Genomic DNA, 19,781 nt, shown 5'->3' on the forward strand with positions numbered 1-19,781 from the left:
CCCGGAAACCACCCGCACGAAACACGGGGATCTCCGGGGCGGTTCACGGTTGCTACTTGTTGACGACCGCCAGCACGTCGCGGGCCGACAGGATCAGGTACTCCTCGCCGTTGTACTTGATCTCGGTGCCGCCGTACTTGCTGTAGATGACAGTGTCGCCTTCAGCGACGTCCAGCGGAATCCGCTTCTCGCCGTCCTCGTCCCAGCGGCCGGGGCCGACGGCAACGACGGTGCCTTCCTGCGGCTTCTCCTTGGCGGTGTCCGGGATGACCAGACCCGACGCGGTGGTCGTCTCGGCCTCATTGGCCTGTACGAGGATCTTGTCCTCGAGTGGCTTGATGTTCACGGCCACGATGGAGTCCTCCACTTAGTTAACTTGTTGCCGGGGCGAGTGCGCCCGGACCAGTCGGAATTACCAGGTGTTCGGCATACGTCCGTCCTCGCGTCGTCGTCGCGGGTGCCGACGCAGGGGTGATGTCCGTAAGCCACCTAGCACTCTATACATGCGAGTGCTAGCACTCAAGGGTGGCCTGCTGCCTATTCGCCCAGAGCGGACGCCGCGGGTCAGTCAGAAAGCTCGTGACGGACGCGTAAGTCCCCGAAAAATGCGCTGACCAGTGCATTGAACAGATCGGCGCGCTCCCACTGCAGGAAGTGCCCGGCGCCCGGCAGCACAACAGGTCCGGTCCGGTCGGTGAAGGCGACCTCGCAGAAGTGCACGAACTCCGGACCGACGACGTGATCGTCCATCCCGTAGAGGATCAGAGTCGGCACATCGACCGTGCGGTCCATGATCGGCGGCTCACTGACCGGGCGGCCATGAGCCAACTGGTAGACGGCCCACCCGGCCCTCAGCCGCTCCTCGCTGCCGAACGGCTCGGTCATGAAGTCGACGTCGGGCGAACTGAACGTGCCCGGCGAGGCCCACATCCGGTGGCCGTACATCTCGCCGACGTAGCGCCGCCGCTTGTCGACGGTGTCCAGCTCGGCGGCCAGCTCGTCCGGGGTGGCGCCCTGCCGCTGGCGGTAGTCCCCGGTCGGGCCGTCACTGAGGATGGCCATCGGGTCCAGACCCGCCGCAACATAGTCGTCGAACAGCAGCGGCGGCACGGTGTCGAAGAACACCAGCTTGTCGACGAAGCCGGGATAGCGGTGCAGCAGATCCACCGCGACCACCCCGCCGACATCGCCGCCGACGACCCCGCAGCGTTCGTGTCCCAGGACGTCGTGCACCAACAGATACACGTCACGGCTGTAGGCCGCGATGTCGTACACGTCGTCCTGCGACACGTCGGAGTCGCCGTGCCCGCGCAGGTCTGGGGCGATCACCTCATAGCCGGCCCCGGCGAGCGCGGCGATGTTGCGCCACCAGATCCGCTTGGTCTCGGGGTAGCCGTGCAAGAGCAGCAGCGGGTAACCACCCACCCCCTCACGGACAAAGGCCAGTGACAGCCCGTCACGGCCCGGGCTTGCCGGTACCTCGCGGCGGTGGATGGTGAACGCGTCCGGGGCCGGGGTCTCGGGCTGCGCCGGGCGCAGCCGCAGGTCGTAATGCACGGGAGGAAGTCTCGCCCGTGCGCGACTCCGACGTGATGGTTACGCGTAGAACTCGCGGAACTTAGGTGCCACGGCCTTGGCCCGGTCGCTCACGCCACCTGACCTTTCAGCACCGGCAGACCCGGATCGCTGCGCGCATCCAGCGGCGACGGCGCCGCACCGGCTGCGATCAGATGCGCGGCAAACGAGGCGATCATCGCCCCGTTGTCGGTGCACAACCGCGGTCGCGGCACCCGAAGCGTCAAACCCGCTTCCGCGCAACGCTCTTCGGCCAGCTCGCGCAGCCGCGAGTTGGCTGCCACCCCGCCGGCGATCAACAGTGTCGACACTCCGAGCTCGCGAGCCGCCCGCACCGCCTTGGCGGTGAGCACATCGGCGACGGCTTCCTGGAATCCCGCCGCGACGTCGGCGGTCGGCGCGCCGGGATGGCGTTCGACGTAGCGTGCGACGGCCGTCTTGAGCCCGGAGAATGAGAATGCGAACGGTTCGTCGCGGGAGCCGGTCATGCCGCGCGGGAAGGTGATTGCGGTGCGATCCCCGGTGCGCGCCAGCTCGTCGAGCGGTCGGCCGCCGGGATAGCCGAGACCGAGCAGCCGGGCAACCTTGTCGTAGGCCTCCCCCGCCGCATCGTCGACCGTGCTGCCCAGCTCGACGATCGGCTCGCCCAGCGAGCGCACATGCAGCAGATGGGTGTGCCCACCGGATACCAGCAGGCCAACGCATTCGGGCAGCGGGCCGTGGTCGTAGACATCAGCTGCGAGATGCCCGCCCAGGTGGTTGACGGCATAGAACGGCACACCCCACGCGGCGGCGTACGCCTTGGCGGCGGCCACCCCGACCAGCAGGGCACCGGCCAGCCCGGGCCCGATCGTGGCAGCGACGACGTCCGGCTTGTTTATGCCGGCGGCCTGCATTGCCCGACGCATGGTGGGCCCGAGTGCTTCGAGGTGGGCGCGGGACGCGATCTCGGGGACGACTCCGCCGAACCGGGCGTGCTCGTCGACGCTGGAGGCCACCTCGTCGGCCAGCAGAGTGACGGTGCCGTCGAGGTCGAGCCGCGCGATGCCGACTCCTGTTTCGTCACAAGAGCTTTCAATGGCCAGGATGATCATGCCGGGTCCCGTCGCATGGTGTAGGCGTCAGCGCCGCTGACCCGGTAGTAGCGTTTGCGCACACCGACCTTTGTGAAGCCGAGGCTGGTATACAGCGCGATCGCCGGCTCGTTGTCGGTGCGCACCTCCAGGAACACCGTCGACTTCGGGCCGACCTCGCTGAGCAGTTCGTCCATCATCTGCCGACCGATCCCCTGCCCCTGATACGCGGGATCGACGCCGACGGTGTGGATCTCGTATTCGAACGGCGGGATGCGGCCCAACCTGGCGATGCCGGCGTACCCGACCAGCTTGTCGTCCACCCGGGCGGCGATGTATCGGTTGTGCGGGGCAGCCAGTTCACGCACGAACGCGAAATCCGGCCAGGGATCGTCGCCGTCGAAGAGCAGGTTCTCCAATTCGGCGCAGCGGGCGGCGTCGGCTTTGTCCAACGGGCCGTAGCGAATGTTCATCGCAGAACTCCACGTTCGGCGAGCGTCTTCGCATCCGGGCGGCGCAGGTACAGCGGGACCAGCGGCGCGGGCGCACCATCCCAATCCGACACGGCAGCAACCAGTCCCGTCGCTGTCGGGTACGCGGGCCCGATCACCGGGAGGCCGAACACCGCGGCATGATCCGGCGATCCCGCCACGCCCGTGGCATCACCGACCGATACGTCGGCGGCAGCGGCGACGTCCGGACCGTCGACCCGGACCCCGTCGGCGTACCGCGCCCAGTACACCTCGCGGCGGCGGGCATCGGTGACCACCAGGACCGCACCGGTGGTCTGCGTGCCGATGCCGTCCAGGCTGCACACCCCGAACACCGGCCGATCCAGCGCGTGCCCGTAGGCGGCAGCGGTTGCCATCCCGACCCGCAGGCCGGTGAAAGGGCCTGGGCCGCAACCCACCACGACGGCATCGAGATCGGACATGGTCAAACCGGCGTCCGACACCGCGGCGACCACATTGGGGGTCAGCGTCTCGGCATGGGCGCGTGCGTCGAGGGTGATCCGCTGCGCGGCCACTGTCGGGTTGCCGGAGTCGTCGCGCACCACCACCGCGGCGGTGACGGCCGGCGTGGCGGTGTCGATGACCAGGATGGTGCGGATCATCGGTGGGTCCATCGCCATGTCGCGGTGCGCACGTCGTTCTCGGCGCTGCGCTCCAGCCTGACGTCGAGATGGTTCTCCGACAGCCGCTCGGCCAGACCTTCGCCCCATTCGACCACCACGACGGCGTCCTCGAGGTCGGCGTCGAGGTCCAGCGAATCGAGTTCGGCCAGCAGATCGGCACCGGTGTGTTCGAGGAGCCGGTAGACGTCGACATGCACGAGTTCCGGGCTTCCCGGCCGCCGTGCCCGATGCACGCGGGCCAGCACGAACGTCGGTGAGGTCACCGGACCCTCCACATCCATGCCGAGCGCAATTCCCTTGGTGAAAGCGGTCTTTCCGGCACCCAGCGGCCCGGACAACACAACGACGTCACCGGCCCGCAGTTGCCGGCCGAACTGCTCGCCGAGCGCGATGGTGTCCTCGACGGTGGGCAGTTCGCGGGTGCCGTCCTGCACCTTCGTGCTATCCACGGTTCCGGTCCTTGAGTCGTCGGGCGAAGGCCACCAGTTTCGACGGGGTCGCACGCTCGACCAGGCTCACCAGCGCGTCGTTGATCAGCTCGGGCTGCTCCAGCTGCACGAGGTGTCCGGCACCGGCCACGATCAGCAATTCGCTGTTGGGCAGCACCGCCGCCATCTCCTCGGAATGCACCATCGGCGTGAGTACGTCGTGATCACCGCAGGCGATCAGGGTCGGGATTCGGGCCAGCACGGGCAGCGCGGCGCTCTCGTCGTGGACTTCCAGGGCGTGCAGGAACTCCACCAGTGTCGCGATCGGCGTGTCGTGAATCATCTTCTCGGAGAACGCGACAACGCTCGGGCTCATATGGTCGTCCCCGTAGGACGCGGAACGCAGGATGGGGCGGAGCACCGAGCGCGCCGCACCGCGGGTGCGGTGGACCAGCTTGGGCGCGTACCGGGCGGCGAAGCGCACCGCCTCCAGCGCGGGGTTCTGCAGGATCTCGCCCAGCGGTGAGCGGGAGAGCCCTTCGGCGGCCGACGAGATCAGCGCCGCCCCGACGATGCGGCTGCCGTAATGCTTGGGGAACTGGCGGGCGTGCGACAACACGGTCATGCCGCCCATCGAGTGTCCCACGAGTACCACCGGCCCACGCGGAACCATCACTTGCAGAATGGTTTCCAGGTCTTTGCCCAATTGGTCCACCGTATAGGTGTCCACGGGCGCGGCGCTGGACTGGCCGTGGCCGCGCTGGTCGTAGAACACCATCCGGACCTGATCACCCCACCGGGATGCCAGTGCCGCACGCTGAAAATGGAACGATCCCATCTGCAGGCAGAATCCGTGCGCGAACACCACGGTCAAGGGAGCGGTGGTGGGTCCGACCTCGCGCACCACCAGCGGGATACCGTCCGGGGTGGTCACCACACAACCACGGTCGGCGTCGAGCAGCCCGAAATCCTCACGCTGATAGACATCTTCGGCACCGGACCGCTGCCCGAACGAACGAGCCGCCGAGACGCCGGCGACCGTGCCGACGGCGCCGAGACCGGCGACGCCGGCCAGCAGACCGGCGCGCTTGCCGACACCGAGGCCCGGATGGTCTGCCTTGCGCGCCAACCGCGCAGCGCTCTTCTCGGCGCGGCGGGCCAGCCGCTGATCGATGCCGCGCGGCTTGGGACTCTTCTCCCCGTCACTGCCCATCTGCGCCGGGCTCCCGATATGTGCGCACCACGCGTCCGCGCGGGCTGGTCACCACCTCGTAGTGGATGGTGCCGAGCAGGTCGGCCCAATCCTGGGCGGTCTGTTCACCGGATGTGCCCGGGCCGAACAGGATCGCCTCGTCCCCGGCGGCAGCTCCGGGATCGCCGGGACCGAGATCGACGACGAACTGGTCCATGCAGACCCGCCCGACACTGCGCCGCAGCCGCCCGTTGATCAGGATGTCGATGCGGCCGCCGAGTGTGCGATACAGCCCGTCGGCGTACCCGATGGGCAGCAACGCCAGATTGGTGTCCCGCTCCGCGATCCAGGTGTGGCCGTAGGACACACCGTCACCGGCCTTGACCGGCTTGACCATTGCCACGGTGCAGCGAAGCGTCATCGCTGGGCGCAAGCCCATGTCGCCGCGCTCCGGGATGGGGCTCAGCCCGTACACCGCGATGCCGGGGCGGACCATGTCGAAACCCAAGTCCGGCCTGGTCATCGCCGACGGCGAGTTGGACAGGTGCGCGACGTCGAATTCGATTCCGCGCGAACGCGCTTCGGCGATCATCGCGGTAAAGCGCTGCGCCTGAAGGTCGTTGAGTGGATCGTCGGGTACGTCACCGTTGGCAAGGTGCGACATGATGCCCCGCAGCCGGATCGCGTCGGCGGCCGCAGCGCGCTGGAGTTCGGCCAGCAGGGCCGGGTAGTCGGCGGCGCTGACCCCGTTGCGGTTGAGTCCGGTGTCGACCTTGACGGTGACCTCCGCCGTACGCCCGGTGCGTTCGACGGCGTCCAGCACCGCACCGACCTGATGCACCGATGACACGGCGACCCCGACGTCGGCGGTCAGCGCCGGGGCGAAGTCGGTGCCCGGCGGGTGCAACCACGCCAGAACCGGCGCCGTGATGCCACCCTGACGCAACGTCAACGCCTCGTCGATCGTGGCCACTCCCAATTCGGCGGCACCGGCGCCCACCGCCGCACGGCCGGCCGCAACAGCGCCGTGGCCATAGGCGTCGGCTTTGACGACCGCCATCACCTGGGGGGAGCCCGCATGCTCGCGCAGAACGCGCACATTGTGGGCGATCGCCTCCAGATCGACGATCGCTTCGGCGCCGGGGCGCCAAACCTGGGTGTGCGTCGACGGAGTCAACGAAGTCGTGTGCATAGTCATGTCACCGCCGCCAATTGTCCCAGAAACCGACACGGGAGCCCGCATAGGGCGCTGACCTGTCATTTCGCGCCGGAAGGAGCGGTAGAGTCGGCCGAATGCGGGTGCTGTCGATGGACGACGCCGTCCTGGCCGAACGTCCCGACCTGAGCGGGCCGTCCGAGCAGCCGGCCCACGCCCGGATCGCCGTCTGGCTGGAGAAACTGATCGTGTCCGGGATGCTGGCGCCCGGCGACAAGCTGCCTGCCGAGGTCGAGATCGCCGGTGCGCTCGGCGTGAGCCGGATGACGCTGCGCCAGGCGCTGGCGGCCATCGAAGCCAAAGGGCTCATCCGGCGCAGCCGGGGACGCTTCGGGGGCAACTTCGTCGAGACGCCGCGGCTGGAGTTCGACCACATCGGCCTGCCCGGGTTCACCGAGCAGTTGCGCAGGCTGGATATGGCCGCGGGCGCACGGGTGATCGGTGCGGCGACCCGCCCCGCGACCGCTGTGGTGCGCCAGGCCCTCGGGCTCAAGCGCGGCGCCCAGGTACACAAGATCGTCCGGATGCGCTCGGCCAACAACACGCCGGTATTGATCGAGGAGACGTACCTTCCTGCGGCCCGGTTTCCCGGACTGCTGTCCGCCGACCTGACCGGCTCGATGTACGCGCTGATGGCCGACGCATTCGACACCCCGCTGCGGTCGGCGGACGAGCACATCGAGGCGGTGCCGGCCAGCGAGTCGTCGGCCGGGCTGCTGGGCGTTGCGATCGGCGATCCGTTGCTTCTGGTGACGCGAACGGCCTACGACCGCAACGATGTTCCGGTCGAATTCTCCTACGACTATTTCCGCTCCGATCGCACCCGGATCCGAGTCAAGTCCGGCGTCGACCGCGGACCCGACGCCGCAGTGGAGACCTCGCCCGCGTCCTAACGCCGCAGCGACGGCAGCACGTGCTCGACGATGTCGACGGACAGTCGCGGAACCATGGCCGGCGCCACCACGGCGAGCTCGTCACTGGGTTCGACAGCGACCGCGATGCAGCCCATCCCGGCGGCGAGCGCACCGCGCACTCCCGGTACCGAGTCTTCGAAAACGACGATTTGATCTGGTGCACAGCCGATGTGGGCGGCACCGGAGAGGAAACCCTCCGGGTCCGGCTTGCCGCGGGCCACGTCCTCTTCGGCGACGACCACCCGAATCAGTTCTCCGACCGGGCTGGTGGACAACACCGCCTGGACGTCGTCGCGCTGCGCTCCGGTGACGATGGCCATCGGCACCTCGTGTTCGGCCAGCAGCTGCACCAGCCGCACCGTGTCGGGCCGGATCGGGTTGTCATCGGCGACAAGATCGCGGTAACGGTGCTTACGTAGATCGAGGAGCGCGTCGACGTCGTGGCCTTCGGCGCCGGTGATCTCCAGGGCCTTCTCGACGATCTCGCGGTCACTGTGGCCCAGCAGGTGCCGGTCATAGTCCTGCTGGGTCAAGTCCCAGTTCAGGTGCTCACCGAAGAGCTCGCTGAAGATGCGGAACAGGATCGGCTCATCATCGGACAACGTGCCGTTGAAGTCGAAGATCACCGCGGGCTGCGGGGCGGCCGCCCAGCCGGTGATTATCTCGCGGGCCAGACGGGCATCCGGATAGATCGGCACGGCCGAGTCAAGCACTGGCACAGCGACAAGTCAATAGTCTAGTCTTTTACGCGCGACACACTTTCTGCGCAAGGATGCCCTCATGCCGTTCATTTCCGACCCGGAACTGGACGCGCTGCTGGACCAGCTGCCGGCGCTGGCCGGGCAACCGCGCCAGATCGAAGAACTCCACGGCGGCCTCACCAACCGCAACATCAAGATCACCACGCCGACAGCGACTTACGTCGCGCGCTGCAGCGTCACGTCCACCGACCTGCTCGGCATCGATCGGGACAACGAGTACTACAACAGCTCCGCGGCCGAGAAGGCCGGCGTCGGGGCGCCGGTGATCGACTATCGGCCCGACCTCGGCATCCTGCTGGTCGGCTTTCTCGAGGGCGTCACGCTGACCAACGCAGACTTTCAGCGCCCGGACGTCCTGGCCAGGGTCGCCGAGGGATGCCGCACTCTGCACGCCGGTCCGCGCTTCCGCGACCGCTTCGACATGTTCGAGCTGCAGCCCGGCTACGTGAAAGTCGTCCTGGAGCGCGGGTTCCGGATACCGACCGACTATCTGTACTTCACCCGCGAGTTCCAGGCGATGAAGCGCATCCTCGACATCGGCGAACACGCGACCGTTCCGTGCAACAACGATCTGCTCGCCGGAAACTTCGTGGACAACGGCAGCAAGGTGTGGCTGATCGACTACGAGTACTCCGGCAACAACGATCCCTGCTTCGAACTCGGCAACATCTGGGCCGAGTGCGGATTGTCCACCGACCAGCTCGACGAACTGGTCAGCGCGTACTACGGCCGTCGGCTACGACACAAGACAGCACGATCCCGCCTGCAGGGGATCGTCGGCAAGTACGGCTGGACATTGTGGGGATGCATCCAGAATGCCACCAGCACACTGGATTTCGACTTCTGGGAATGGGCGATGGAACGCTACGAGTCGGCGGTTGCCGAGTTCCGCGGGCCCGATTTCCCGCGCCTGCTCGCCGATGCCCAGGCACCCGACTGACGACCGATAGGAACACATGTCGACCCCATCATTGCCCGATCGTGCGCAGATCGTCATCGTCGGCGGCGGCGTCATCGGCACCAGCGTCGCCTACCACCTGACCAAACTCGGCCACACCGACGTGGTGCTGCTCGAACAAGGCCAGCTGTCGTGCGGAACCACCTGGCATGCAGCCGGTTTGGTCGGGCAGCTGCGCGCATCCGAGAGCGGCACCAGGCTGGTCCAGTACTCCACCCAGCTGTACGCAGAACTGGAGGCGGAGACCGGCCTGAGCGCCGGCTACAAGCAGTGCGGCGGCGTGACAGTGGCGCGCAGCGAAGATCGGATGATCCAGCTGCGCCGCACCGCGGCCAATGCGGCCGCCTATCAGCTCGACTGCGAACTCCTCAGTCCGGACGAGGCTTTCGAACGCTACCCGGTGATGCGGGTCGACGATCTGGTGGGCGCGATCTGGCTGCCCGCCGACGGCAAGGCCAATCCGACCGACCTGACGATGGCTTTGGCCAAGGGCGCGCGTCAGCGCGGCGCCAAGGTGCTGGAGCACGTTCGCGTGCTCGACGTGCTCACCGCCGACGGCCGCGTGACCGGAGTCCGCACCGACGTCGGCGACATCGAGGCCGAGATCGTGGTCAACTGCGCCGGCCAGTGGGCCAAGGCCATCGGCGCACTGGCCGGAGTCAACGTCCCGCTGTATTCCGCCGAACACTTCTACGTGGTCACCGAAACCATTGCCGGGGTCCATCCCGATCTCCCGATCCTGCGTGATCCTGACGGCTACACCTATTTCAAGGAGGAGGTCGGCGGGCTGGTCATCGGTGGGTTCGAGCCGGAAGCCAAGCCGTGGGTGGCCCCCGACAAGATCCCATACCCGTTCGAGTTCCAGCTGCTCGACGAGGATTGGGAGCACTTCGAGATCCTGATGGACAACGCGCTGTTGCGGATTCCCGCACTCGAGCACACCGGCCTGAAGAAGCTCTACAACGGCCCGGAAAGTTTCACCCCGGACAACCAGTTCATCCTCGGCGAGGCGCCCGAGTGCGCCAATTTCTTCGTCGGCGCCGGATTCAACTCGGTGGGTATCGCCTCTGCCGGCGGTGCCGGACGCGCACTGGCTGAATGGATCGTCAACGGCTCCCCCACCACCGACCTGACCGGCGTCGACATCCGCCGCTTCGCACCGTTCAACGGCAATGTGACCTGGCTGCATGACCGAGTGGCCGAGATCCTCGGTGTGCACTACGAAATCCCCTGGCCAAACCGGGAATTGGCGACAGCGCGGCCGTTCCGCCGTTCCCCGGTGCATCATCTGCTCGCGGCGGCAGGGGCCAACTTCGGCAGCCGGATGGGCTGGGAGCGGGCGAACTTCTTCGCACCCCCGGGCAGCGAGCCTGTCATCGAATACTCCTGGGGTAAGCAGAACTGGCTGCCGTGGTCGGCTGCCGAACAGGTCAGCACCCGCACCGGCGTCACCGTCTTCGATCAGACATCGTTCTCCAAATACGTGCTCGCCGGGCCGGGAGCAGAGGCGGCCCTGCAGTGGCTGTGCACCGCCGATGTGGCTGTGCCGGTGGGTAAGTCCGTGTACACCGGGATGCTCAACGAACGCGGCACCTACGAGTCCGACGTCACCGTCACCCGTACCGGGCCGCATGAGTTTCTGATCGTGAGCAGCGCGGCGACCACCGAGCGGGACAAGGACCACATCCGCAAGAATCTGCCGGCCGGGGCGCACGCCGAACTCGTGGACGTGACGTCGTCCATGGCGGTCTTCGGTGTGATGGGCCCGAAGTCACGCGAGCTACTGAGCGAGCTCACCGACGCCGACCTGTCCGACGCCGCATTCCCGTTCGCCACCAGCCAGGTCATCTCGCTGGGCTACGCCACCGTGCGCGCCACCCGTATCACCTATGTCGGCGAATTAGGTTGGGAAATATACGTTCCCGCCGAATTCGCGGTCGGCGTCTACGAAGACCTGCTGGCGGCCGGCGAGAAGTTCGGCATCGCCCGCGGCGGCTACTACGCGATCGAGTCCATGCGCTTGGAGAAGGGCTATCGGGCGTTCGGCCGGGAACTGACGCCCAACGACAATCCGGTGGAAGCCGGGCTGCTGTTCGCCTGCAAGTTGTCCTCCGATGTCGACTTCCTCGGCCGCGCGGCCGTGGAGAAGGCCAAGGCCGAAGGTCCCCGAAGGCGGGTGGTCAGCTTCTCCGTCGACTCGCCCGAGCCGATGCTCTGGGGCGGCGAACTGATCCTGCGCGACGGCGCCGTCGCCGGCCAGGTCAGCTCGGCGGCGTGGGGTGCCACGACCGGTGCGTGCGTGGGGTTGGGTTACGTTCGCTCGACCGATGACACCGTCGTCACGCCAGACTGGGTGCGCTCAGGTTCCTACGCCGTCAACGTCGGCGGTCAGATCTATCCGATCACCGTGTCGCTCAAGGCCATCTACGACCCGGCTAACGAGCGGGCGCGCTGAAGGGTTCGGTTGGCCGCAGCAGACTCAACATGACGAGTGGAATGCGCCGACTCGTGGACTGCTGATAGGCGATGTACGGCGGATACAGGTGGCACATGTACTCCCACACCTGGTGCCGTTCGTCGCCCTCCGGTTCGCGCCAGGTGGCTTCGAACGCCTCGGTGGCGACCTGCACCTCGAGTGTTGCCCTCGACTCGATGTTCAGGTACCACTCGGGATGGCTGTCGGCGCCACCCTTGGACGCGACGACGACGATCTCACCGCCGACGTTGCCGTAGATCAACGGCTTGATGTACGACTGGCCCGACTTGCGTCCGGTGTAGCGGATCAAGCAGTGGGTGGTGAACGACCGGCCCCCGACGCCACTCAAGTCGAGGACGTGCCCCTGAGCGCCACCGGATTCCAGGTACGTCGCAAGATGTTGCGCCGTCCAGTCCGCACGATCGGCGCGTAGTGCTTCGGCGTCAGCGTCAGCCATCGGACCTCTTCCGGTCGGTAATCGCTCAGGGCATTCCGACGCTAGCATTCGTCGGAGTACCCGCGAGGATGGAGTGATAGATGCCGTTGGACATCGAGCACATCGAGGCCGACCTCGCGGTCATCGGTTTCGGCAAGGGCGGTAAGACGCTGGCCGCCACGCTGGGCCGCCAGGGCCGGCGGGTCGTGATGATCGAGCAGTCGGCGCAGATGTACGGCGGCACGTGTATCAACATCGGCTGCGTGCCGACGAAGTCGATGGTGTACCGGTCTGAACTTCTCACGCCCGGGGGTGTCTACGAAGACGCCTACCAGTCGGCGGTGGTAGCGACGACCGAACTCACCACCGACCTGCGCGCGGTGAACTTCGCCATGCTCGACAACCTCGACACCGTCACGGTTCTCACCGGGCACGCGCGCTTCACCGATCCGCACACCCTGCGGGTTGAGACCGTCGACGGAGCGACGGTCACCGTGGTCGCCCAGTCGATCGTGGTCGGTACCGGATCACGACCGGTGCTGCCCGACATCCCCGGGCTGTCCACCACGCCCCAGGTCATGACCAGCACCGAATTACTCAGTCTGCCTGAGCTTCCGGAGTTGTTGACGGTACTCGGCGGCGGCTATGTCGGTCTCGAGTTCGCCGCGATGTTCGCCCGATACGGATCCGAGGTAACCGTGCTGGAACACGGTCCGCGGATCCTCGCTCGCGAGGATGCCGACGTGGCGGCCTGCCTGCACGACATTCTTAGCAGCAGGGGCGTCGAGATCGTCACTGCCGCTGAGGTCACCTCGGTGACCGAAGCCCGCCAGGCGGCGTGGGTAACCTTTCAGGCCGACCGGATGCAGCACGCGGTCGAGGCCGACGCCGTGCTGGTGGCGCTGGGCCGGGAACCCGTCACCGACGACCTCGGTCTGGCCGAGGCCGGTGTCGAAACCACCAGTGCGGGTGCGATTGTCGTCGACGAGTATCTGCGCACCAGCCAACCGCACATCTTCGCGGTCGGCGACGTCAACGGCGGCCCCCAGTTCACCTACATCTCGCTCGACGATTACCGCGTGGTGCTCTCTCAGCTCGCCGGTGACGGATCCCGAAGCACTGCCAGCCGCACTGCCGTCCCGTACGTGCTCTTTACCTCGCCGCCGCTGGCGCGAGTAGGCCTCACCGAGGCCGCGGCGGTCGCAGCCGGGATGGACATCCTGGTCGCCACGCTGCCGGTTGCCGCCATGGCGACGGTGCCACGGGCCCGCATCGTCGACGAGACGGCAGGACTCATGAAGGTCGTCGTCGACGCGAGCACCGACAAGATCCTGGGCGCAGCGCTTCTCAGCTACGACTCCCATGAAGTCATCAACACTGTCGCGCTGGCCATGCGCCACGGCATCACCGCCACCGAGATGCGCGACACCATCTACACACACCCGTCGATGACGGAGGCCTTCAATCAGCTGCTCGGCGCGTTGGCGGCACCGAGCAGCTGATCGGCCTAGTGCGCGAAGTGCTCCTGAGTGAAGTGGCCCTCCGGCTGGATCGCGTCGAGGTGGCCCAGCACGGCGTTGAGGTCCGCCCACAGTGAGCGGGCCAGGTCGGCCGAGAACCCTTCTCGCACAACCACCCGCAGCACCGAGATGTTCTCCGCGCCGTCGGGCATCGTGTACGCCGGCACCTGCCAGCCGTAGGAACGCAGCGCCGCCGACACGTCGAACTCGGTGTAGCCCAAGTCGCCCTTGAGCCGGAACGCCACCACCGGTATCGCCGAACCGTCGGAGATCACCTCGAAGTGCTGGCAGGCCTCCAATTGGTCGGAGAACCAGCGGGCCGTGGCCGACAGGCACTGCATCACGTGGGTGTAGCCGGCCCGGCCCAACCGCAGGAAGTTGTAGTACTGACCGACCACCTGATTGCCCGGCCGGGAGAAGTTCAGGGTGAACGTCGGCATGTCCCCGCCGAGATAGTTCACCCGGAACACCAGCTCCTCGGGTAGGCAATCGGCGTTGCGCCACACCACGAATCCGATACCCGGATAGGTCAGCCCGTACTTGTGGCCGCTGACGTTGATCGATGCCACCCGCGGCAGCCGGAAGTCCCACTTGAGGTCGGTGTGCAGGAACGGCACCACGAAACCGCCGCTGGCCGCGTCGACGTGGACGGGGATGTCGAGTCCCTTCTCCGCCTGCAGTCTGTCCAGGGCCGCGCAGATCTCGGCGATCGGCTCCAGCTCACCGGTGTAGGTGGTGCCCAGGATGCCCACCACGCCGATGGTGTCCTCGTCGACGGCGTCCAGCACCTGCTCAGGGGTGATGACGTAGCGGTCCTCGGCCATCGGTAGGTAGCGCGGCTCGACTTCGAAGTAGCGGCAGAACTTTTCCCACACCACCTGCACGTTGGCGCCCATCACCAGGTTGGGCGTGCGGGTCTTCCACTTGTCCCCGACGCGGGCCTTCCAGCGCCACTTCAGTGCCAGACCGCCGAGCATCACGGCCTCCGATGACCCGATCGTGGATACCCCGACCGCGGTGGAGGCGTCGTCGTCACGCAGGTTCTCGGCGTGGAATAGATCGGCAACCATTGCCACACAACGGGATTCGATAGCCGCCGTAGCCGGGTACTCGTCCTTGTCGATCATGTTCTTGTCGAACGTCTCCGACATCAGCTTCTCGGCCTCGGGGTCCATCCAGGTGGTGACGAACGTGGCGAGGTTGAGCCGTGAGCTGCCGTCGAGCATCAGCTCGTCGTGGATGAACCGGTATGCCGCAGTGGGTTCCATCGCCTCATCGGGCAGCCGCAGTGACGGGACGGGGTCGGTTGACAGGCGTCCGGTGTAGGCCGGTGCGATCGAAGGGGAACGGTACTTGACGTGGGGCACGGGGTGTCCTTTCTACAGTTCTGCAATGGCTTGACGGATGTGGGCGAGAATGCGCGAGGCCGAAGTCGGCGCCGGGGCCGGGCCGGGATCGGCGGCCGAGGCGTTGGCGGCGCGCGCGTGCACGAACGCGGCCGCTGCGGCAGCCTCGGCCGGCGGCAGACCCGATGCCAGCAGCGCACCGATCATCCCCGACAGCACGTCACCGGATCCGGCGGTCGCCGCCCACGAACCCCCCGCCGGGTTGAGATACACAGCGCCCGCCGAAGGCTCGGCGATGACCGTGACGTTGCCCTTGAGCAGCACGGTCGCTCCGAAGGCCTCGGCCAGCCGGCGGGTGGCGGCCACCCGGTCCTCCCCTGGCGGCCCACCGGCCAGTCGGGCGAACTCACCGGCGTGCGGGGTCAGCACCGTCGGCGCCGCCCGGCCCGCCACCAGGTCCGGCTGGGTGGACAGAATCGTCAGGGCGTCCGCGTCGACCACCACCGGAAGATCTGAACTGAGCGCGAAATGTAGTGCAGCAAAGCCTTTTTCGTCAGTACCCAGGCCCGGTCCGACGACCCAGGATTGCACCCGTCCGGCGGCGTGCGGGTTGGGCGCGGCCACCACCTCCGGCCAATGCGAGACGACCTCGGCCGCGGCGGACCCCACGTAGCGCTTCATACCCGATGTCGTCGCCACCGCGGCCCCGGTGCACAAGATCGCCGCGCCGGGATACGTCGACGAGCCGGCCAGGATTCCGGTGACCCCCTGGCTGTACTTGTCGTCGCGCACTCCGGGAAGCGGCCAACGGGCTTTGACATCAGCGGCTTCCATGCCCAGCACGTCGGTGGCGGGAAGGTCCAGGCCGATGTCGATCAGCTCGACCCGGCCGCAGTCAGCCAGGGCGTGAACAGGTTTGAGGCCGCCGAAGGTGACGGTGAGCGCCGCGCGCACGGCGGGCCCGGTGATCGCGCCGGTCTGTACGTCGACGCCGCTGGGGATGTCGACGGCCACCACCGGAATGCCGGCGTCCTCGGCAGCGGCGAACACGTCGGCGGCGGCCGGACGGAGGGGGCCGCTGCCGGAGATCCCGACCACCCCGTCGACCACGAGATCGGTCGACGGCGGCACGGCCGGCACCACCCGGCCCCCGGCGGAGCGGAACGCGGCCAGCGCCTTGGCGTGGGTGCGGTCGGGGTTGAGTAGCACCGCGGTCGAGGCAGCCCCGCGGCGCCGCAGGAGGGTAGCCGCCCACAGCGCATCGCCGCCGTTGTCGCCCGAGCCGACCACCGCGCAGAGCCGGCGACCGGCCACCCCACCCGTGCGTGTCCGCAGCTCGCGGGCGATCGCGGTGGCCAAACCATAGGCGGCACGACGCATCAACACACCATCGGGCAGGCCGGCCAGCAAGGGCGCCTCAGCGGCGCGAATCGCGTCGGCGGTGTAGTAGTGCCGCATTGGCACCAAGGCTACGTGCTTAAACCCGGATAGCAGCCAAGTCCGCAAGGGTATTCACTGGCATGACCAATCGGCAGTTACTCGATGAACTCCTGGAGATCGAACGCGCGGGCTGGCAGGCGTTGTGTGAGTCCACCGGCGACCGCTTCTACGGCGACCTGATGACCGAGGATGCGGTCATGGTGTTGGCCAATGGTTCCGTGCTGGATCGCCCCGCGGTGATCTCAGCGCTGGGCCAGGCGCCACCGTGGACACGCTTCACGTTGTCCGACGAGCGGGTCATCTCCGCCGGGCCCGACACCGCGGCGCTGGTGTACGTCGGCACCGCCGAACGCGACGGAGCCGACGAGCCGTTCGCCGGAGCCATGTCGTCGGTGTATCACCGGGTCGACGGCCGGTGGCGGTTGGTGCTGTATCAGCAGACCGCCGTCGTCACTCGACCGTGACGGACTTGGCCAGGTTGCGCGGCTTGTCCACGTCGAAGCCGCGGGCCCGGGCCACCGCGGCGGCGAACACCTGCAGCGGAACAGTGGACAGCAACGGCTGGAAAAGCGTTGACACCGCCGGTATTTCGAAGATGTGGTCGGCGTAGGGCCGCACCGTGTCATCGCCCTCCTCGGCGATGACGATGGTGACCGCACCGCGGGCCTGGATCTCGCGGATGTTGCTCAGCAGCTTGGCGTGCAGCGTCGCCGCATTCTTCGGTGACGGCATCACCACGATGACGGGCAGGCCGTCTTCGATGAGCGCGATGGGGCCGTGCTTGAGCTCACCGGCGGCGAAGCCCTCGGCGTGCATGTAGGCCAGTTCCTTCAGCTTGAGCGCACCCTCGAGGGCCACCGGGTAGCCGACGTGGCGGCCCAGGAACAGCACCGTCGGCGACGACGCGAACTGCTGGCCCAGCTTCGTGATCGGCTCCATGTGATCGAGCACCCGGGTGACCTGGTCGGGCATCGACTCCAGTTCGTGGTACTCGCGCTCGACCTCGTCGGGGTATTTGGTGCCGCGAGCCTGGGCCAACGCCAGTCCGACCAGGTAGTTCGCCGCGATCTGGGCGAGGAACGTCTTGGTGGCCGCCACCCCGATCTCGGGTCCGGCGCGGGTGTAGAGCACCGCGTCGGCCTCCCGCGGGATCTGGCTGCCGTTGGTGTTGCAGATCGCCAGCACCTTGGCCTTCTGGCTCTTGGCGTGCCGGACGGCTTCCAGGGTGTCGGCAGTCTCACCGGACTGCGAGATCGCGATCACCAGGGTGCCGCGATCCAGTACCGGGTCCCGGTAGCGAAACTCGCTGGCCAGTTCAACTTCCACCGGCAGGCGGGTCCAGTGCTCGATCGCGTACTTCGCCAGCAGCCCGGAGTGAAATGCGGTGCCGCAGGCGACGATGAAGACCTTGTCGACTTCGCGGAGTTCCTGATCGCTCAACCGTTGTTCGTCGAGCACGATGCGGCCGTCCACGAAATGTCCGAGCAGGGTGTCGGCGACCGCCGCGGGCTGCTCGGCGATCTCCTTGAGCATGAAGTAGTCGTAGCCGCCCTTTTCCGCGGCGGACAGGTCCCAGTCGATATGAAAAACACGCGCACTCGCGGCATCGTCATTGCCGTCGAAGTCGGTGATCGAGTAGCCGTCGGCGGTGATCACCACCGCCTGATCCTGACCCAACTCGACGGCGTCCCTGGTGAACTCGATGAACGCCGCGACATCGGAGCCGATGAACATCTCGCCGTCGCCGATGCCGACCACCAGCGGGGTCGACCGGCGGGCAGCGATGATCGTGCCGGGGTCGTCGGCGTGGGCGAAGACCAGCGTGAAGTGCCCTTCCAGGCGGCGGAGCACGGCCAGCACCGATGCCTCGAAATCGCCCGCGGTCGGACCCTGCCGGTAGGCCTGGGCGACCAGGTGTACGGCCACCTCGCTGTCGGTGTCACTGGCGAACTCGATGCCCTCGGCCTCCAGTTCGGCGCGCAGGGTTGCGAAGTTCTCGATGATCCCGTTGTGGACGACGGCGAACTTGCCCGCCGCGTCGCGGTGCGGGTGAGCGTTGCGGTCGGTGGGGCGGCCGTGGGTGGCCCACCGGGTGTGGCCCATTCCCGCGGTACCGGCGAGCGCGTCGGCGTCGGTGTCGGCCAGCGCCTCCTCGAGATTGGCCAGCCGGCCGGCGCGGCGACGCACAGTCAGCCCGCCGTCGCCGTCGAGCAGAGCGACCCCGGACGAGTCGTAACCGCGGTACTCCATTCGCCGCAGCGCATCGACCACGACACCGCGCGCAGGACGATGCCCGACGTAGGCCACGATTCCGCACATGTTTACCCAGGGTAGTGCAGCACCCTGATTACGCCCGTCCGCTAGGTTCATGGGGTGGCCCGGACACGCAAGCTCTTCGCGGCGCTGACGCGCCGCGGTCCACATCACGTTCTACGCGGTGACCTGGCCTTTGCCGGGTTACCCGGCATCGTCTTCACCCCGGCGTCGGGCTTCAACCTGCCCGGTGTGGCCTTCGGCCACGATTGGCTCACAGATGTCGATCACTACGTGAAAACGCTGGAGCACCTCGCGTCCTGGGGCATCGTCGCGGCCGCCCCGAGCACCGAGCGCGGGCTCGCCCCGTCGGTGCTGAACCTGTCGGTCGACCTGGGGACAACCCTCGACATCATCACCGGGGTGCGGCTGGGCCCCGGCGAGATCAGCGTGCATCCGACCAAGCTGGGCCTGGCGGGACACGGCTTCGGCGGATCGGCGGCGGTGTTCGCCGCGGCGGGCCTGGCCGGTGCGGCCTCGGGCGCACCCAAAGCGGTTGCGGCGCTGTTTCCGTCGGTCACCCGTCCCCCCGCCCAGGAACCGGCGTCATCGCTGAGGGTGCCAGGTCTGGTGCTCAGCGCACCCGACGATCCGCAATCGCTGCGGACCGACGCCCTGCACCTGGCCGACGCCTGGAAGGGATCGGTACTGCACATCGTCAGCAAGGCCGAGTCGTCCGGGCTGGCCGAGAAACGCCGCTTCGCCAAGGTCCTGGGCATGCCGGGTTCCGACAAGCGCACCCAGAAGACGGTGCGCGCCCTGCTGACCGGCTTCCTGCTGTTTCACCTGACCGGCGATAAGGCGTACCACGAGTTCGCCGACCCCGAAGCGGTGCTGCCGAAGACCGAGGCGCTCGATCCCGAGGCGCCGCCGGTGACGACCGAGGGCCAGATCGCCGCGCTGCTGAAGTAGGCGCTTTCCCTCTCGACCCGCCCCTCACAAAAGACGAGTCAATTCCCTACCTCTGGTCTCTACCTCTGGCCAGGTGGAGCTCACTC

At 67.5% G+C, this 19,781-nt stretch carries 19 protein-coding genes; 6 read left to right on the forward strand and 13 right to left on the reverse strand.

The features are described from left to right. Positions 1-52: 52 nt before the first annotated feature. From groES to alr, 8 genes are all read right to left on the reverse strand, one after another. On the reverse strand, positions 53-355 hold the full coding sequence (gene groES, locus D3H54_RS22795; RefSeq protein ID WP_036346100.1) for a co-chaperone GroES: 303 nt from the start codon (positions 353-355) through the stop codon (positions 53-55). Positions 356-564: 209 nt separating this feature from the next. Next, positions 565-1,557 carry an alpha/beta fold hydrolase gene (locus D3H54_RS22800; RefSeq protein WP_149381407.1) on the reverse strand — a complete coding sequence of 331 codons (993 nt, stop codon included), beginning with the start codon at positions 1,555-1,557 and terminating at the stop codon, positions 565-567. Between the two features lie 89 nt (positions 1,558-1,646). Continuing rightward, positions 1,647-2,669, reverse strand: a complete 1,023-nt coding sequence (gene tsaD, locus D3H54_RS22805) for a tRNA (adenosine(37)-N6)-threonylcarbamoyltransferase complex transferase subunit TsaD (RefSeq protein ID WP_149381409.1) — start codon at positions 2,667-2,669, stop codon at positions 1,647-1,649. Beyond that, on the reverse strand, positions 2,666-3,121 hold the full coding sequence (gene rimI / locus D3H54_RS22810) for a ribosomal protein S18-alanine N-acetyltransferase (RefSeq protein WP_149381411.1): 456 nt from the start codon (positions 3,119-3,121) through the stop codon (positions 2,666-2,668). The genes tsaD and rimI overlap by 4 nt, the downstream gene beginning before the upstream one ends. Next, positions 3,118-3,762 carry a tRNA (adenosine(37)-N6)-threonylcarbamoyltransferase complex dimerization subunit type 1 TsaB gene (tsaB, locus tag D3H54_RS22815; RefSeq protein WP_210419583.1) on the reverse strand — a complete coding sequence of 215 codons (645 nt, stop codon included), beginning with the start codon at positions 3,760-3,762 and terminating at the stop codon, positions 3,118-3,120. Before tsaB ends, rimI begins: the two co-directional genes overlap by 4 nt. Next, on the reverse strand, positions 3,759-4,232 hold the full coding sequence (gene tsaE / locus D3H54_RS22820; RefSeq protein WP_149381413.1) for a tRNA (adenosine(37)-N6)-threonylcarbamoyltransferase complex ATPase subunit type 1 TsaE: 474 nt from the start codon (positions 4,230-4,232) through the stop codon (positions 3,759-3,761). The genes tsaB and tsaE overlap by 4 nt, the downstream gene beginning before the upstream one ends. Next, a complete protein-coding gene (locus D3H54_RS22825) occupies positions 4,225-5,424 on the reverse strand; it encodes an alpha/beta fold hydrolase (protein WP_149381415.1) in 1,200 nt (399 codons plus the stop codon). Before D3H54_RS22825 ends, tsaE begins: the two co-directional genes overlap by 8 nt. Beyond that, positions 5,414-6,601 (reverse strand): alanine racemase, encoded by a 1,188-nt coding sequence (gene alr / locus D3H54_RS22830; protein ID WP_149381417.1) that lies wholly within the window; start codon positions 6,599-6,601, stop codon positions 5,414-5,416. Before alr ends, D3H54_RS22825 begins: the two co-directional genes overlap by 11 nt. A 95-nt stretch (positions 6,602-6,696) precedes the next feature. Here alr and D3H54_RS22835 point away from each other — a divergent pair, with 95 nt between their 5' ends. After that, on the forward strand, positions 6,697-7,512 hold the full coding sequence (locus D3H54_RS22835; protein WP_149381419.1) for a GntR family transcriptional regulator: 816 nt from the start codon (positions 6,697-6,699) through the stop codon (positions 7,510-7,512). Here the strand turns inward: D3H54_RS22835 and D3H54_RS22840 are convergent. Next, a complete protein-coding gene (locus tag D3H54_RS22840) occupies positions 7,509-8,252 on the reverse strand; it encodes an HAD family hydrolase (RefSeq protein WP_286198980.1) in 744 nt (247 codons plus the stop codon). The genes D3H54_RS22835 and D3H54_RS22840 overlap by 4 nt on opposite strands. A 61-nt stretch (positions 8,253-8,313) precedes the next feature. Between D3H54_RS22840 and D3H54_RS22845 the strand changes: the two genes are divergently transcribed. Both D3H54_RS22845 and D3H54_RS22850 read left to right on the forward strand, forming a co-directional pair. After that, positions 8,314-9,234: a choline/ethanolamine kinase family protein gene (locus D3H54_RS22845; protein WP_149381421.1), complete on the forward strand. Its 921-nt coding sequence runs from the start codon at positions 8,314-8,316 to the stop codon at positions 9,232-9,234. Positions 9,235-9,250: 16 nt separating this feature from the next. Continuing rightward, a complete protein-coding gene (locus D3H54_RS22850) occupies positions 9,251-11,707 on the forward strand; it encodes a GcvT family protein (RefSeq protein ID WP_149381423.1) in 2,457 nt (818 codons plus the stop codon). Here the strand turns inward: D3H54_RS22850 and D3H54_RS22855 are convergent. After that, on the reverse strand, positions 11,688-12,185 hold the full coding sequence (locus D3H54_RS22855; protein WP_149381425.1) for a nitroreductase/quinone reductase family protein: 498 nt from the start codon (positions 12,183-12,185) through the stop codon (positions 11,688-11,690). The genes D3H54_RS22850 and D3H54_RS22855 overlap by 20 nt on opposite strands. An 80-nt stretch (positions 12,186-12,265) precedes the next feature. On the opposite strand from D3H54_RS22855, the gene D3H54_RS22860 reads away from it, so the two are divergent. Next, positions 12,266-13,666 (forward strand): FAD-dependent oxidoreductase, encoded by a 1,401-nt coding sequence (locus tag D3H54_RS22860; protein WP_149381427.1) that lies wholly within the window; start codon positions 12,266-12,268, stop codon positions 13,664-13,666. 5 nt (positions 13,667-13,671) lie between these two features. Here the strand turns inward: D3H54_RS22860 and gad are convergent, their stop codons facing one another. Both gad and D3H54_RS22870 read right to left on the reverse strand, forming a co-directional pair. After that, positions 13,672-15,051 (reverse strand): glutamate decarboxylase, encoded by a 1,380-nt coding sequence (gene gad, locus D3H54_RS22865; RefSeq protein ID WP_149381429.1) that lies wholly within the window; start codon positions 15,049-15,051, stop codon positions 13,672-13,674. A 12-nt stretch (positions 15,052-15,063) separates the two neighbouring features. Further along, positions 15,064-16,488, reverse strand: coding sequence for an NAD(P)H-hydrate dehydratase (locus D3H54_RS22870; RefSeq protein WP_149381432.1), 1,425 nt, complete (start codon positions 16,486-16,488; stop codon positions 15,064-15,066). A gap of 62 nt (positions 16,489-16,550) precedes the next feature. Between D3H54_RS22870 and D3H54_RS22875 the strand changes: the two genes are divergently transcribed. After that, positions 16,551-16,934 (forward strand): nuclear transport factor 2 family protein, encoded by a 384-nt coding sequence (locus tag D3H54_RS22875; RefSeq protein WP_149381434.1) that lies wholly within the window; start codon positions 16,551-16,553, stop codon positions 16,932-16,934. On the opposite strand, the gene glmS is transcribed toward D3H54_RS22875, so the two are convergent. Then, entirely contained in the window at positions 16,921-18,789 is a 1,869-nt protein-coding gene (gene glmS, locus D3H54_RS22880; protein WP_149381437.1) for a glutamine--fructose-6-phosphate transaminase (isomerizing), read from the reverse strand. The genes D3H54_RS22875 and glmS overlap by 14 nt on opposite strands. 54 nt (positions 18,790-18,843) lie before the next feature. Here glmS and D3H54_RS22885 point away from each other — a divergent pair, with 54 nt between their 5' ends. Continuing rightward, positions 18,844-19,695 (forward strand): dienelactone hydrolase family protein, encoded by an 852-nt coding sequence (locus D3H54_RS22885; protein ID WP_149381440.1) that lies wholly within the window; start codon positions 18,844-18,846, stop codon positions 19,693-19,695. Positions 19,696-19,781 lie beyond the last annotated feature (86 nt).

Source organism: Mycobacterium sp. ELW1 (genome assembly GCF_008329905.1).
Taxonomy (GTDB): domain Bacteria; phylum Actinomycetota; class Actinomycetes; order Mycobacteriales; family Mycobacteriaceae; genus Mycobacterium.

What these genes read in the sequence shown, in the direction of transcription:
- alr (WP_149381417.1), bottom strand. Translation starts at nt 6,601, where the DNA reads ATGACTATGCACACGACTTCGTTGACTCCGTCGACGCACACCCAGGTT.
- D3H54_RS22850 (WP_149381423.1), top strand. Translation starts at nt 9,251, where the DNA reads ATGTCGACCCCATCATTGCCCGATCGTGCGCAGATCGTCATCGTCGGC.
- D3H54_RS22860 (WP_149381427.1), top strand. Translation starts at nt 12,266, where the DNA reads ATGCCGTTGGACATCGAGCACATCGAGGCCGACCTCGCGGTCATCGGT.
- tsaD (WP_149381409.1), bottom strand. Translation starts at nt 2,669, where the DNA reads ATGATCATCCTGGCCATTGAAAGCTCTTGTGACGAAACAGGAGTCGGC.
- D3H54_RS22835 (WP_149381419.1), top strand. Translation starts at nt 6,697, where the DNA reads ATGCGGGTGCTGTCGATGGACGACGCCGTCCTGGCCGAACGTCCCGAC.
- D3H54_RS22875 (WP_149381434.1), top strand. Translation starts at nt 16,551, where the DNA reads ATGACCAATCGGCAGTTACTCGATGAACTCCTGGAGATCGAACGCGCG.
- D3H54_RS22825 (WP_149381415.1), bottom strand. Translation starts at nt 5,424, where the DNA reads ATGGGCAGTGACGGGGAGAAGAGTCCCAAGCCGCGCGGCATCGATCAG.
- D3H54_RS22845 (WP_149381421.1), top strand. Translation starts at nt 8,314, where the DNA reads ATGCCGTTCATTTCCGACCCGGAACTGGACGCGCTGCTGGACCAGCTG.
- rimI (WP_149381411.1), bottom strand. Translation starts at nt 3,121, where the DNA reads ATGAACATTCGCTACGGCCCGTTGGACAAAGCCGACGCCGCCCGCTGC.
- tsaB (WP_210419583.1), bottom strand. Translation starts at nt 3,762, where the DNA reads ATGATCCGCACCATCCTGGTCATCGACACCGCCACGCCGGCCGTCACC.
- D3H54_RS22870 (WP_149381432.1), bottom strand. Translation starts at nt 16,488, where the DNA reads ATGCGGCACTACTACACCGCCGACGCGATTCGCGCCGCTGAGGCGCCC.
- glmS (WP_149381437.1), bottom strand. Translation starts at nt 18,789, where the DNA reads ATGTGCGGAATCGTGGCCTACGTCGGGCATCGTCCTGCGCGCGGTGTC.
- D3H54_RS22855 (WP_149381425.1), bottom strand. Translation starts at nt 12,185, where the DNA reads ATGGCTGACGCTGACGCCGAAGCACTACGCGCCGATCGTGCGGACTGG.